We start from the raw sequence: 12,834 nt of genomic DNA on the forward strand, positions 1-12,834 counted from the left end.
TTAATTTCTTACCTCATCAGTAAGAAATTAACGCAAAACACTACCTACCATCTTAACCCTGTAAGCTAAGATATTTTCGTGTATCGCGTCGGGATGAGGTGCATTATAGGAGTTTTTTAAAGGCATGCAAGCTTTTTTAAATCCTTGTTTTATTAAGTGTTCTTTTTTTGTGCACAAAATCAATTCAAACTATTTAAAACTGATAGCAAGTATATGAAATAAAAGCAGAAATACTTTATTTATATTTCTGCTTCACTTTTCTATTTTTTGCTCTTTATTTGAACGCTAATGATTTTAACAGGTTGTTTAGGTACATTTTGATGCAATCCCTGATTACCCGTAGGCACACTCACGATTTTATCAACGACCTCCATACCTTTGGTCACTTTACCGAAAACAGCATAACCTGCATCCATTGCAGATCGATTTAGAAAACTATTATCTACAACATTAATGAAAAATTGGCTTGTAGCAGAGTTTGGATCTCGCGTACGCGCCATTGCTAAAGTACCACGTGTATTTTTCAAACCATTGCTTGCTTCGTTTACGATTGGTGCTTTGGTTGTCTTTTCTACCATATTGGCATCTAAGCCACCGCCCTGAACCATAAAGCCAGGAATCACACGATGGAAAATCGTCCCTGCGTAAAAATTGCTTTTTACATAACTTTCAAAGTTTTTTGCCGAAACTGGTGCTTTATCATCAAAAAGCTCAATTTCGATATTCCCCATACTCGTTTTCATTTCAACCATGGTATTTGCAAATAAATGGCTGCTTGCGAGTAATAAACTAGCCGTAATAAATAACTTTTTCATCTTTATATTCTCAGTCTAAGAATAGAATTAACCGTGAAGCCTAATTTTAGTTTTACATATCGGTCTTTACTATTTTTATTTGTTAAGTGCCATGTTCCACGTGAAACATAGCACTACAGTACGTGGCGGCTTAACTGTGTTTGTCCCAGAACTTTCTAAAGTTCCGTGCAATTTCGACGGTATTGCGTCTTGCTTTGGATGAAATAGGCGTTAAGTTGATAAAGCCATGTGTTTGGTCTGGATAATCAATATATTTCACTTTAACGCCATTTTGTCTAAGTTTATGACTATAAATTTCACCTTCATCATGAAGTAAATCATGCCCTGCTGTGATCACATAAGCAGGTGCAAGTTTTCTTAAACCACCATAGGTTGGAGAAATTAATGGGTTATCCAAAGCAACATTGTGTTCTGTGGCATAATACGCTGTCACATAATCCACATCTTTACTGGTCAAGACTAAACCTTCACCATAAGCATAAAATGATGGGTGTCTACTTTTAAAATCAACCACAGGATAGATTAGTAACTGTGCTTGAGGCGCATAGGCCTTACCCACTGAATGTTGTGCAACAACTGTACTAATATTTCCGCCAGCACTATCCCCCGCGACCGCAATACGATTTTTATAGATCTTTAACTGACGGCGATTTTGATATACCCATGCTAAAGCATCTTCACATGATTGAATAAGCAGTTTAGGTGAAACTTCTGGAGCAAGCGGATAATCAATACTCATGACCTGAACTTTCGCATATTTGGCAATGAGGCGACATGCTTCATCATGCGTATCCAAACCACCGACAACAAAACCACCACCATGATAGAACACGATCATCGGTAGTTTCTTATTGGGTGCTGGATGATAATGTCTTGCGAAAACTGTACCGCTTTGTAAAGGTAAACGAATATCTTCAACAGATTCAATAAATGTCGATTTATTAAGTATCGCGAGCATCTGCGCATCAAATTGGCGTCGAGATTCAATCGGATCATCACCAATAAAACCAATGCGCCCTTGTTTAATTTGAACAGCCATCAAACATTTGGTAAATGCATCCAAATCAGGATATTGGTGTGGGTAACCTAAAATTTTAGCTAAAGACTCTTGTACAAATGTAGGTAACTTATCGAGTGCTCGTGCAGCAGGACCTTGTCCATGATCTAAAATGGTTTGTATTTTTTGAGGTAATGCCGTCACTTTTTGTCCCCTTCTTACGCTATCCATCGTTCTTTTCCTCTCGACTATATGCTTATCCAAAGCGATAGATCAAGAATTTAAAAATATTTTGTACGCTATAGTGTTGGTTTTCAAAAGTCATTAACCATTATGCTTATCCATGATCATTATTTAGGCCAATTGATTAATCTATGACGTATTTGAAACAAAACTCAAAAGTGAATATTCAATACTTTTGAGTTTTATATACACAATTTTATTTTCGGCCTGCTGCAGCTGAACCTGAAATATTAACACCAACTTGTCCAGGTTGAACCTGCGCTTTGACGCCCCCTCCTGTTTGAACACCATGAGAACCAACTCCAACATTGGTTGAACCTGTTGCTTCAACAGAAACACAGCCAATCATGCTGATGACCATTAGACTTAACACAGAGACTAGAGCAAATTGCTTCATATTTTTTCCTTTACTATTTTCTATGTGCACTTTTGTTGCACATCCTCATCATTACGATTTTAAGTATGAGTGTATAGACCGGATTGGATTTATTTATTGTCAGTTTGGCAAATTTCGCAGTTTGATAAAACGCTAAATCACCACAACAAAAAACTAGAATCAAGCCAATGATTCTAGTTTTTTCAATTTACTCAGTACCTCTAACACAGCATATATAGCAGTATATGATTCGATCGATCTATTGGCATCAATGTGATGATCTATTGTGTTTAAAGGTCATGATAAATTACTGCGCTGAAGCCTCAGCATCTACTGCGCCAGATACATCTGCCGATGCACCGCTATGATCAACGCCCATAGATGTATCCGCTTGAATACCAACGCCACCTTGAACACCCGTTGGACTTGCACTTGTTTGCGCTGAACCTGATGCCTCTAGACCACCTTGAGTTGAGCAACCTATTGCCGTTAATGCAACACCAGATACCACCATAGAAATCAATGCTAACTTTTTCATTACGTATTTCCTTTCATTATGACAAAAAGCAAAGTTGTCTTTGCGTTGCCTATGATTCACAATTTTTTTCTCGAACGTGATGAGGATTAGTTGCAGTTTGTTATTTATGCAGGATGTTTTTGCAATTTTTATTAAATCAGTTCACTTTATTATTCACGCTCTAATACTTTTAAATGTTCACCACAAATCACAAATAATTTAATTACTTAATCAATTTGGGTGCATTTTGAATAACCCAATAATATGATCAGCTTATGTTTTTATAATTCATAGAAACACCGCACAATCCTCTCATAAGCTTACAATTGCGTAATTCTGATTAAAAATAAATGTAGCGCAAATAAAAAAAGCCGTGGAAAACCACGACTTTTTTGATCTTGAGCACTAGATTAAGGCCACTGCATTTCACCTTTAACTACTTTAGCTCCTAACTCAAGGCTACTTGACTCACCTAAAGCTGGATATTGTTTTTGCATCATTTGAATTAACTCAGCCGAATTTTTGCTGGCTTTCACTGCTTTTTCATATTGCTTTAGATAATCAATTGAAAAGTTAACTGCGTCTAAGCCTTCAGCAGCACCCGCTTTCATATGCGCAGGCACAACCACTTGAGGATTTAATGCCTTAATATTTTCTAAAGTTTGTACGACTTCATTACGATCTTTCGTATTGGGTGTATCCGCCATCCACAAATGAATACCTGACGAGACAGGAATCCCACCAACAACAGCTTTAGCACTTGGAATCCACAAATAAGTCAGTTCCTTTTTACCTTTGATTTCGATATTTTCATTTTCGAATTTTAAAGTTTTAGCCGTATAAGGCTGCGGAACAATAATTTTGCTCGGCGCATTGGCTCCCATCTTTGGTCCCCAATACGCTACTTTTAGTGCTTGTGTATCTTGAATATGCTTTACCGTTTCTGGTGTCGCAACAATCTGAACATTTGGAAAATATTGCTTAAAGACATCTAAACCAAAGTAAAAATCTGGATCACCATAACTCACGAAAATCGTTTTTAAGGTTTTACCGCTATCCAGAATGTCTGCAGCAATTCGTAAAGCTTCTGATTTAGAAAATTGCGCATTGACCAATAACACTTCTTTATCACCTTCGATCAAGGTTGAAGTCACGCCAAAGTGTTCAGGTTTTGCTAAGAAATTTTGGATTTTTAAGTCTTGCGCAAAGCTTGTTGAAGTTACAGCAAATGCTGTCAATGCCAATGCATAAGGTTTAAGGTTCATTTATATGTCTCCTATCTGATAAGACACACTTTACGTTGCAATTATTGCCAAATAAACACCCTAAATTAAGATAAAATGTTGCATATCTTGCAACAATGATCATTAATATGGATACATTAAAAGCCATTCAAGTGTTTGTCTGTATTGCTCATCAAGGTAATCTCAGCAAAGCGGCGCAACATTTAAATTATTCTAAAGCCATGGTGTCTCGCTATTTAGAGCATCTTGAAGCTACATTTTCGACACGACTATTTCAACGTAATACGCGTAAAGTTTCACTGACCCCTGCGGGCGAAAAAGCGCTGCTTTATTGTGAAAATATCCTACAGCAACAACAGTTACTTGAAGGTTTGGCTGCACCCGAACAGCATAGTGGCACGATTCGTTTTACTTGTGGTCTATTTCTATTTCAGCTCGGTGTGAATGAATGCATTAAACAGTTTAAAAAACGCTACCCCCATATTCATTTTGATGTATATCTTACTGAAAATACAATTGATCTGATGGATGCTCAGGTTGACCTTGCTTTGCGAATTACCCAAAAAGTGGCAGAGGGTTTAATTGCTCGTCCCGTCTGTCAAATTGAGTCTATCTTTTGTGCGCACCCGCATTATTTACAAGATCACACTCCCCTGTCACACCCAAGCCAATTGATTCAACATGACTGTATTGCTCATCATACTCATAATCAATACTGGACTCTGTTTGATACAGATCAGCAACCGCAGAACTATCCTTTAAATGTTACGTTTAAAAGCAATGATGTGATTGCACTCTATCAAATGTGTCTCAAAGCAGAAGGAATTGCCATGCTTCCGACCTTGCTTGTACGCCAAGATATTGCTCAACAACGCTTGCAACAGGTATTTACAGATTTTTCTGCACCCGATCTCACCTTGTCGTTAGTCTATGCATCAAGACAACATTTGCCCAAAATCACCCAAGAATTTATTGCATTTGTGATCGAAAACTTAAATTTTTACTTAAATCAGCAAAATTAAAAGATTTAAATTCACCTGAACGCTTGAATTTTGTCGCCTTGCCCATACCTCATCCGTATCAATGAATGACCAAGATGTGGCAGTTCAGGTTTAACCCGATGAGCATTCACGCCAAAAGGACTGTACATGTTTGAGAACTTTTTTAAACGGAGATCATCAATGGCTAATGAGCACAATGAGCAAGCTCAAGACATTCAAAATGAGCAACAAGCTGAACAAACTCAAGCTGAAGGTGTAGAGCAAGCTAACGAGCTTAGCGTTGAAGATTTACAAGCGCACATCACCCAACTTGAAGAAAGCTTGAAACTCGAAAAAGCACGTACGGCCAATGCGGTTTACGAGGCACAAAAGAGTGTTGAACGTATTCAACGTGAATCTGAAAAGCACAAAGATACTGTGCTGGAAAAGTTCGCCAAAGAATTATTGGATTCTGTCGATAATCTCGAACGTGCAATTCAAGCCGCTGGCGCAGAAGAAACACCTGTGCTTGAAGGTGTCAAACTAACGTTGAAATCACTCCTCACTACACTTGAAAAATTTGGGGTAGTCGAAGCAGATACACAAAATGGTTTTAATGCGGATCTACACCAAGCTGTAGGTATCGATCCAAATGCCAAAGCAAATGAAATCGGTACAGTGTTACAGAAAGGTTATACCTTAAATGGTCGCTTACTTCGCCCAGCAATGGTGATGGTGGGTCAATAACCCTCTGGAGCAAAGCCTTTATTTGCTCAAAAATGCAAAATTTTGAGAGTTTTTTGATTTTTTTTCATAAAAATGCTTGAAAAAAACCGATTAACTCTCATATCGAATAACAAGAAAATCCCCTTTTGACTCTCCCCTTTATTACTGGAGAAATCGGGGATTCACAAAATTTTAGAGGAACATCCCAAATGGCAAAAATTATTGGTATTGACTTAGGTACTACCAACTCATGTGTTGCTGTACTCGAAGGCGATAAAGTAAAAGTAATCGAAAACGCTGAAGGTGCACGTACCACTCCATCGATCATTGCATATAAAGATGGTGAAATCTTAGTTGGTCAAAGTGCAAAACGTCAGGCTGTAACCAACCCGAAAAACACATTATTCGCAATCAAGCGTTTAATCGGTCGTCGTTACGAAGATCAAGCGGTACAAAAAGATATCGGTCTTGTACCTTACAAAATCATCAAAGCAGACAATGGCGATGCTTGGGTTGAAGTAAACGACAAAAAATTAGCGCCTCAACAGATCTCTGCGGAAATCTTGAAAAAGATGAAGAAAACTGCAGAAGACTATTTAGGTGAAACAGTGACTGAAGCAGTTATTACAGTTCCTGCTTACTTTAACGATGCGCAACGTCAAGCAACTAAAGATGCGGGTAAAATTGCAGGTCTTGATGTTAAACGTATCATTAACGAGCCAACTGCTGCGGCACTTGCGTTCGGTATGGACAAAAAAGAAGGTGACCGTAAAGTTGCAGTTTACGACTTAGGTGGTGGTACATTCGACGTATCAATCATTGAAATCGCAGACCTTGATGGCGACCAACAAATCGAAGTGTTATCAACTAATGGTGATACTTTCCTTGGTGGTGAAGACTTTGATAACGCGTTAATTGAATTCTTGGTTGAAGAATTTAAGAAAGAACAAAGTGTGAACTTGAAAAATGATCCACTTGCGTTACAACGTTTGAAAGAAGCTGCTGAAAAAGCAAAAATCGAGCTTTCTTCATCAAATGCAACTGAAATCAACCTTCCATACATCACGGCTGATGCAACTGGTCCTAAACACTTAGTGATCAATGTAACGCGTGCCAAACTTGAAGGTTTAGTTGCTGATTTAGTTGCTCGTACAATCGAACCTTGTAAAATCGCGCTTAAAGATGCTGGTCTTTCGACTTCTGACATCTCTGACGTGATTTTGGTGGGCGGTCAGTCTCGTATGCCAATGGTTCAGCAAAAAGTACAAGAATTCTTCGGTAAAGAGCCACGTAAAGACGTGAACCCTGACGAAGCAGTTGCGATTGGTGCAGCGATTCAAGGTGCGGTATTGTCTGGTGACAAAACTGACGTACTTTTATTAGACGTAACACCGTTAACTTTAGGTATCGAAACAATGGGCGGCGTATTAACTCCGATCATTGAGAAGAACACCACGATTCCTGCGAAGAAATCACAAGTGTTCTCTACTGCTGCTGACAACCAGCCTGCTGTAGATATTTCTGTTTACCAAGGTGAACGTAAAATGGCTCAACAAAACAAATTGTTGGGTAACTTCCAATTAGGCGATATCCCACCTGCTCCACGTGGCGTACCGCAAATTGAAGTATCGTTCGACATCAACGCTGACGGTATCTTAAAAGTATCGGCTAAAGATAAGAGCACTGGTAAAGAGCAATCAATCCAGATCAAAGCAAACTCAGGTTTGTCTGATGCTGAAATCGAAGCAATGATTAAAGATGCTGAAGCGAATGCTGAAGAAGACCGTAAATTTGAAGAGTTAGCGAAAGCACGTAACGAAGCGGATGCTTTAGTATCTAGCTCTAACAAAGCAGTTAAAGATCTAGGTGACAAAGTGACTGAAGATGAAAAAACTGCAATCGCTACTGCGGTTTCTGAGCTTGAAGCAGCAACTAAAGAAAATGATGTTGAAGACATCAAAGCGAAAACTGAAGCTTTACAAAACATCTTGATGCCAATCACTCAACGTGCTTATGAACAAGCACAAGGTGCTGGCGGCGCAGAAGGTTTTGATCCAAATGCATTCCAAGGTGGTGATGCTGGTCAACAACAAAAAGCGGACGATGGCGTTGTAGATGCTGAGTTCACAGAAGTAAAAGATGACAAAAAATAATTTGTCTCTTTAAAAAAGACCGCGCGAAAGCGCGGTTTTTTTTGCATTAAATTTTTATATCCATACTTAAATTCAAATTAGTTTTAGCTACAGTAGAGGCGGCATGGAAGCCGCCCTGTTGGGCTGCGGTAACATGGATGTACTGTCAGCCCAACAAATGGTTTTGCCTACTTTGTCCAAAAACAAAGTAGGATCTTGCCTACGCAAAACATTTAAACTTTACACAAAATTTGAGGCTGTGACTTTCATAAATGAATTAAATCTTATTTATAGAAAGTAACTATTAAGTAGATTTAGATTGATCGAAATACAGTTCACCCAAAATCGGTATAAACAAAGGTACTACTCCACAAGCCTTAATTTCGCCTAAAAACTCAGGGATATTCACATCAGGTAATAACTGGGGTGGTTGATCAATTGGCGTTACCATCGTATCCCAATGGCATGGAATAATATATTTTGGCTTGAGGAGTCTTACGACATCCTGAACATAGTTTGGACGATATTTACGCCCAATGGCACATAAGCAAACAATATCTGCCTGCCTACCCTGCAATTCTTGTTCAATGAAGTCGGCAGAATCAATATGCACCACACTGAGTTTGCCTGTACTAATCCACCAATTAAATACCTGCCCATGCCGTAATTGATGAAACTTTGGTGGGTACGGTGGCGGCGTAGTCATATCACCTGGTAATGGCACCCGACCAAACAATGCTTTGCCATGAATCGAAGGCAACCCAACAACTTGCCATTTACCACATTGAATAATTTCCCGCCCTTTTGTTTCAAGCATTTGCTGTTCAGACAAACCTGCCGATCGCCCATACATTAAACTCGCTTGAGAACCAATTAATCGTGCCCCTGTTTGTTTACATACTTCAGGCGCATCCAAAATATGATCATAATGTGCATGTCCTATCAGTACATCATCTGCGCGAGGAATATATTGCTGAACCAATATTGGATCGCTGAGCAAAGGTTGAGTCAGTGTATGCCATAGAGTGGGACGACTAATAAAAGGATCAAGTACGACTGTACGATTTCGATCCGAAAGGATAAAACCCGCTGTACCTAAATATTTAATGGTTAAATTCTCAGTATTTGCTAAGGCCGGTGACGTCGCAGACCATGCTATGTCAGGAGTTTTGAGTAAATATTTCAGCATTTTTATTCCTTAATCTTTTTATTTATCTATCTTATATAAGGCATTAAAACAAAATCTGCCGTTTAATCATATCATTTCCCGATACTCGCTATTTTTGTTATAGTCTGATCTGCAAGCACGATTAATAAACTCAATTGAGCGCCGTATTTCAGAAGAAACTAAAATGATTCGTCTGTTGATTTTTTCAGGATTACTCTTCCTTATCTTATGGTCTGGTTATCAAAGCCATCAGCACCCGCAGCTTAAATTTAATTCTCTGCTTGATCGCATAACACATCCTTTTGATACGCGTCTTCGTTATCGTATCGCTGAAGTTGATCCTCGTTTTAAACTTAGCCTAGAACAAGTACAAGAAATCAGCCATCAAGCAGCTCAAATTTGGAAAGATGGAACAGGTAAAGATTACTTTGTATATGATCCAAATGCGCAACTGGCCATTCATTTAATGTACGATCAACGACAAATTGAAAGCGAACAACGACGTGCCCATTTAAGCCAATTAGAATTTAATCAACAACAGTGGCGTGATAAAAAAAAGCAATTGGATCATATTGAACAAGAACTAGTTGAGACGAAACAATCTTTAAGCTTAAAACGTCAACAACTAGATCAGCAAATCCAACAATATAATCAAGAGAAAAAAAATGCACATCTCAACTTAATGACTGGTGCCTATCAACAACATCTACAGCAAAAACAACAAAACTTACAATACAACGTCGATGCATTAAAACAAGAACTCACCAACTTTAATCAAAAAATCAATAATTTAAATCAAAAAGTAGATGAACTAAATGCGCTTGACCAGCAATTACATGATGCTGTGAAAGAATATAAACAACGCTTTCAGCCTCATTTATTTCATAAAGGTTTATTTAATGGTAAGCAAATTATTATCTATGAATTTGAGTCCAAAGATGATTTACGTTTAACGCTAGCCCATGAATTCGGTCATGCTTTAGGATTACAGCATACTGATGATCCCAAAGCATTGATGCATCCGATTTTGAAAGAACAGAACTTTACTGACTTTCAACTAACCCAGACAGATCGTGATCTATTGATGGCTCGGTAGACAGCATAAAATCTCGGACTTAACACTGTCGTAAAACTTCAGCTGCTTTTGAAGCGTTAATATAAGCAAATAAGTAACTCACAGCTAAAACAGCCAGCGACCTTTAATGTCATAAATCAACAATTTTGCAGTTAAAGAGCAAAATATTTTCAGTTTATAATTTTTTTTACAAAAGATAACAAATGAGCATTTTTTAGCTACTTTGCGCTTAAAATTCTGCTCTTTAACATTAATGGACTGATATTTATAAATTTATGTGCAAATAGAAAACCAAATTCTTGATTTTATATTTTGCCTATTATTCGATCAATTATTATATTTACTCAAATAAAATCACATTTTTTATTTTATTTATTAATTAGATAGCTTTTTGACCTATTTACAAAATTATCCAAAAATAAGTTTTATTTGGGGATAAAGGTCATGCGAAATTTAACTACCGCACTGAATATCATTGCATGTTTATGCATGGGGATTCCGCACCTTGGCCATGCCCAAAATACGTCACATAGCACCCATAAACATGACCATAAAGCTATTCAAACGCCTATATTTTATCGTATCGCAGAGGTTGATCCCCGCTTTAATTTAAGTATTCAGCAAGTGATTCAACTTACCCAACAAGCTGCGGATATTTGGCACCAAGAAACGGGTAAACAGCATTTTATTTATGACCCTGAAGCGAATTTCAGCATTCATTTGATTTATGATGAGCGACAACAACAAAGCAGTCATCGTCTGCAAAGCCTCGATCAAATTCATCAACAGCAGCAACGATGGGAGCAGCAAAATCAACAGTTGCAACAAGCTAGAGCAGAGCTTGAAAAAAATAATGCATTGCTGGCCATCAAGCAGAATCAACTACAAGCCCAATTTCAGCAATATAATGCAGATGTAAAACACTTCAACCAACAGCGCTCTTCATCTAAATCCTTAGCAGATCAATTGGCACAACGTCAGCAAGCATTACATCAACAGTCCAAAGCTTTACAACAAGAGGTGAATCTACACAATCTAAAAGCTCAACAACTCAACCAAGAAATCAAAAAATTAAATGATAATAATCATCTACTTGTATCATCAGCACAGCGATTCAATCAGGTATTCAAACCGCGTCTATTCCATAAAGGAAATTTTAATGGCAAACAAATCACGATTTACGAGTTTAGCTCAACCGATGATCTTCGTTTAACATTGGCACATGAATTTGGGCATGCCTTAGGCTTGTCACATACCGATGATCCGACTTCACTCATGTATCCTGTTATACAACAACAAAATTTACAACGCTTTGCACTAACACAAAGTGATAAAGCCCTAGTTAAAGCCATGCACTAATCTCAAATAAACCGTAAAGTTACAGTTGTTTTTGATTATCTTTTGATCAAACAGTTTTTTATATTAAATGAAATAGGAAATAATTTTTAGAAATTGACTGGCATAGCACGATCTAAAATTTTAACGATTAATCCCTATCTAAATCTCAGATCATAAAAAATAAATCTCTGTTATCGGGCTATTTTTGATTAATCCATCACCAAAATTGACTATAAATTATATTTAATAGATTAATTTTTATACACTTGTATCTTTATTTATTTTCAATGATTTTTTATTAAATCAATCAATTTAAATACCTTTCCCCAAATTGACTAATCATGAAAGCTGATTAAAATACATCCTTTTTCTTGTTTTATTTCTCCTGTTATGCGTTTGCTCCCTCTCCTATTGGCAACATGTATGTTCATGTTAGGTCATACAGCCTCTTTTGCTCAAATTTCCTCGGTACAGAATTCTACGCCCATAAAATATGGTACTGGTCATCCACTCCGTTATCGTATTGCTGATTTTGATCCTCGCTTGAATATCACGCAACAGCAAATGATTGAAATCAGCAAACAAGCAGCCGCGATTTGGGAAAAAGATACGGGTCAAAACTATTTCGTTTATGATCCAAATGCTGAATTTTCGATTCATTTGGTGATGGATCAACGCCAGATTCGCAGCATGAAACGTTCGGAAAATTTACATCAACTGGAACAGCAACAACAGATTTGGTTAAATGAAAACCAACAACTACAAGAACTTAAAAGACAAATTGCTATTTCGACGGCACATCTGGAATCATTAAAACATGAACATCAAATAGAAACGCCAATCTATCAACAAAGCGTAGAACAACATCAACGACTCACCCAACAGTTTGATCTGCAAACTCAAAAGTCGAAACAACTTTATCAGCAACTGACGCAAGCCATCGAGCAATTTAATCAAACGTTTGCTCCACAAGTTTTACACAAGGGACAATTTCAAGGAAAACAAATCTTTATTTATGAGTTTTCTTCAATTGATGACCTACGCCTCACCTTGGCACATGAATTCGGACATGCTTTAGGTCTGAAACATACTCAAGATCCACAATCTTTGATGTATCCGAGAATCAAAGTACAAGATGCAAAAGACTTTAGGTTAACTGACACAGATTTAGCGCTATTAGGCTTGTCTCACTGAAGATAAATCGATTAAGCTGATGTTTTTAT

General features: G+C 37.6%; 12 protein-coding genes. 6 read left to right on the plus strand and 6 right to left on the minus strand.

What is annotated here, in order from left to right; genetic code table 11:
• Nucleotides 1–260 precede the first annotated feature (260 nt).
• The 5 genes from HMPREF0023_RS15570 to HMPREF0023_RS15590 all read right to left on the minus strand — a co-directional run bounded on the left by HMPREF0023_RS15570 (nucleotide 261) and on the right by HMPREF0023_RS15590 (nucleotide 4,213).
• Nucleotides 261–815, minus strand: a complete 555-nt coding sequence (locus tag HMPREF0023_RS15570) for a peptidylprolyl isomerase (RefSeq protein WP_004637358.1) — start codon at nucleotides 813–815, stop codon at nucleotides 261–263.
• Nucleotides 816–945: 130 nt separating this feature from the next.
• Nucleotides 946–2,016, minus strand: a complete 1,071-nt coding sequence (locus tag HMPREF0023_RS15575; protein WP_017396809.1) for an alpha/beta hydrolase — start codon at nucleotides 2,014–2,016, stop codon at nucleotides 946–948.
• A 235-nt stretch (nucleotides 2,017–2,251) separates the two neighbouring features.
• Nucleotides 2,252–2,452, minus strand: coding sequence for a hypothetical protein (locus HMPREF0023_RS15580; RefSeq protein ID WP_005086118.1), 201 nt, complete (start codon nucleotides 2,450–2,452; stop codon nucleotides 2,252–2,254).
• A 286-nt stretch (nucleotides 2,453–2,738) separates the two neighbouring features.
• A complete protein-coding gene (locus tag HMPREF0023_RS15585) occupies nucleotides 2,739–2,969 on the minus strand; it encodes a hypothetical protein (RefSeq protein WP_005091993.1) in 231 nt (76 codons plus the stop codon).
• 389 nt (nucleotides 2,970–3,358) lie between these two features.
• Nucleotides 3,359–4,213, minus strand: coding sequence for an MBL fold metallo-hydrolase (locus tag HMPREF0023_RS15590; protein ID WP_004637354.1), 855 nt, complete (start codon nucleotides 4,211–4,213; stop codon nucleotides 3,359–3,361).
• Nucleotides 4,214–4,320: 107 nt separating this feature from the next.
• Between HMPREF0023_RS15590 and HMPREF0023_RS15595 the strand changes: the two genes are divergently transcribed.
• From HMPREF0023_RS15595 to dnaK, 3 genes are all read left to right on the plus strand, one after another.
• Nucleotides 4,321–5,214: a LysR family transcriptional regulator gene (locus tag HMPREF0023_RS15595; protein ID WP_017394688.1), complete on the plus strand. Its 894-nt coding sequence runs from the start codon at nucleotides 4,321–4,323 to the stop codon at nucleotides 5,212–5,214.
• Between the two features lie 159 nt (nucleotides 5,215–5,373).
• Entirely contained in the window at nucleotides 5,374–5,919 is a 546-nt protein-coding gene (gene grpE / locus HMPREF0023_RS15600; protein WP_005091991.1) for a nucleotide exchange factor GrpE, read from the plus strand.
• A gap of 188 nt (nucleotides 5,920–6,107) precedes the next feature.
• Complete coding sequence (gene dnaK, locus HMPREF0023_RS15605) at nucleotides 6,108–8,051, plus strand: molecular chaperone DnaK (RefSeq protein ID WP_005086107.1); 1,944 nt, start codon at nucleotides 6,108–6,110, stop codon at nucleotides 8,049–8,051.
• Nucleotides 8,052–8,334: 283 nt separating this feature from the next.
• Here dnaK and HMPREF0023_RS15610 read toward each other — a convergent pair whose 3' ends face one another.
• Nucleotides 8,335–9,219, minus strand: a complete 885-nt coding sequence (locus tag HMPREF0023_RS15610) for an MBL fold metallo-hydrolase (protein WP_005091989.1) — start codon at nucleotides 9,217–9,219, stop codon at nucleotides 8,335–8,337.
• Nucleotides 9,220–9,382: 163 nt separating this feature from the next.
• Between HMPREF0023_RS15610 and HMPREF0023_RS15615 the strand changes: the two genes are divergently transcribed.
• From HMPREF0023_RS15615 to HMPREF0023_RS15625, 3 genes are all read left to right on the plus strand, one after another.
• On the plus strand, nucleotides 9,383–10,294 hold the full coding sequence (locus tag HMPREF0023_RS15615) for a matrixin family metalloprotease (protein WP_008942555.1): 912 nt from the start codon (nucleotides 9,383–9,385) through the stop codon (nucleotides 10,292–10,294).
• A 423-nt stretch (nucleotides 10,295–10,717) separates the two neighbouring features.
• A complete protein-coding gene (locus tag HMPREF0023_RS15620; protein WP_005091986.1) occupies nucleotides 10,718–11,632 on the plus strand; it encodes a matrixin family metalloprotease in 915 nt (304 codons plus the stop codon).
• Nucleotides 11,633–12,001: 369 nt separating this feature from the next.
• Entirely contained in the window at nucleotides 12,002–12,805 is an 804-nt protein-coding gene (locus HMPREF0023_RS15625; RefSeq protein WP_005091984.1) for a matrixin family metalloprotease, read from the plus strand.
• Nucleotides 12,806–12,834: the final 29 nt, after the last annotated feature.

Source organism: Acinetobacter sp. ATCC 27244 (assembly GCF_000156555.1).
Lineage (GTDB): Bacteria > Pseudomonadota > Gammaproteobacteria > Pseudomonadales > Moraxellaceae > Acinetobacter > Acinetobacter haemolyticus.

What these genes read in the sequence shown, in the direction of transcription:
- HMPREF0023_RS15570 (WP_004637358.1), bottom strand. Translation starts at nt 815, where the DNA reads ATGAAAAAGTTATTTATTACGGCTAGTTTATTACTCGCAAGCAGCCAT.
- HMPREF0023_RS15580 (WP_005086118.1), bottom strand. Translation starts at nt 2,452, where the DNA reads ATGAAGCAATTTGCTCTAGTCTCTGTGTTAAGTCTAATGGTCATCAGC.
- HMPREF0023_RS15585 (WP_005091993.1), bottom strand. Translation starts at nt 2,969, where the DNA reads ATGAAAAAGTTAGCATTGATTTCTATGGTGGTATCTGGTGTTGCATTA.
- HMPREF0023_RS15590 (WP_004637354.1), bottom strand. Translation starts at nt 4,213, where the DNA reads ATGAACCTTAAACCTTATGCATTGGCATTGACAGCATTTGCTGTAACT.
- HMPREF0023_RS15595 (WP_017394688.1), top strand. Translation starts at nt 4,321, where the DNA reads ATGGATACATTAAAAGCCATTCAAGTGTTTGTCTGTATTGCTCATCAA.
- grpE (WP_005091991.1), top strand. Translation starts at nt 5,374, where the DNA reads ATGGCTAATGAGCACAATGAGCAAGCTCAAGACATTCAAAATGAGCAA.
- dnaK (WP_005086107.1), top strand. Translation starts at nt 6,108, where the DNA reads ATGGCAAAAATTATTGGTATTGACTTAGGTACTACCAACTCATGTGTT.
- HMPREF0023_RS15610 (WP_005091989.1), bottom strand. Translation starts at nt 9,219, where the DNA reads ATGCTGAAATATTTACTCAAAACTCCTGACATAGCATGGTCTGCGACG.
- HMPREF0023_RS15615 (WP_008942555.1), top strand. Translation starts at nt 9,383, where the DNA reads ATGATTCGTCTGTTGATTTTTTCAGGATTACTCTTCCTTATCTTATGG.
- HMPREF0023_RS15620 (WP_005091986.1), top strand. Translation starts at nt 10,718, where the DNA reads ATGCGAAATTTAACTACCGCACTGAATATCATTGCATGTTTATGCATG.
- HMPREF0023_RS15625 (WP_005091984.1), top strand. Translation starts at nt 12,002, where the DNA reads ATGCGTTTGCTCCCTCTCCTATTGGCAACATGTATGTTCATGTTAGGT.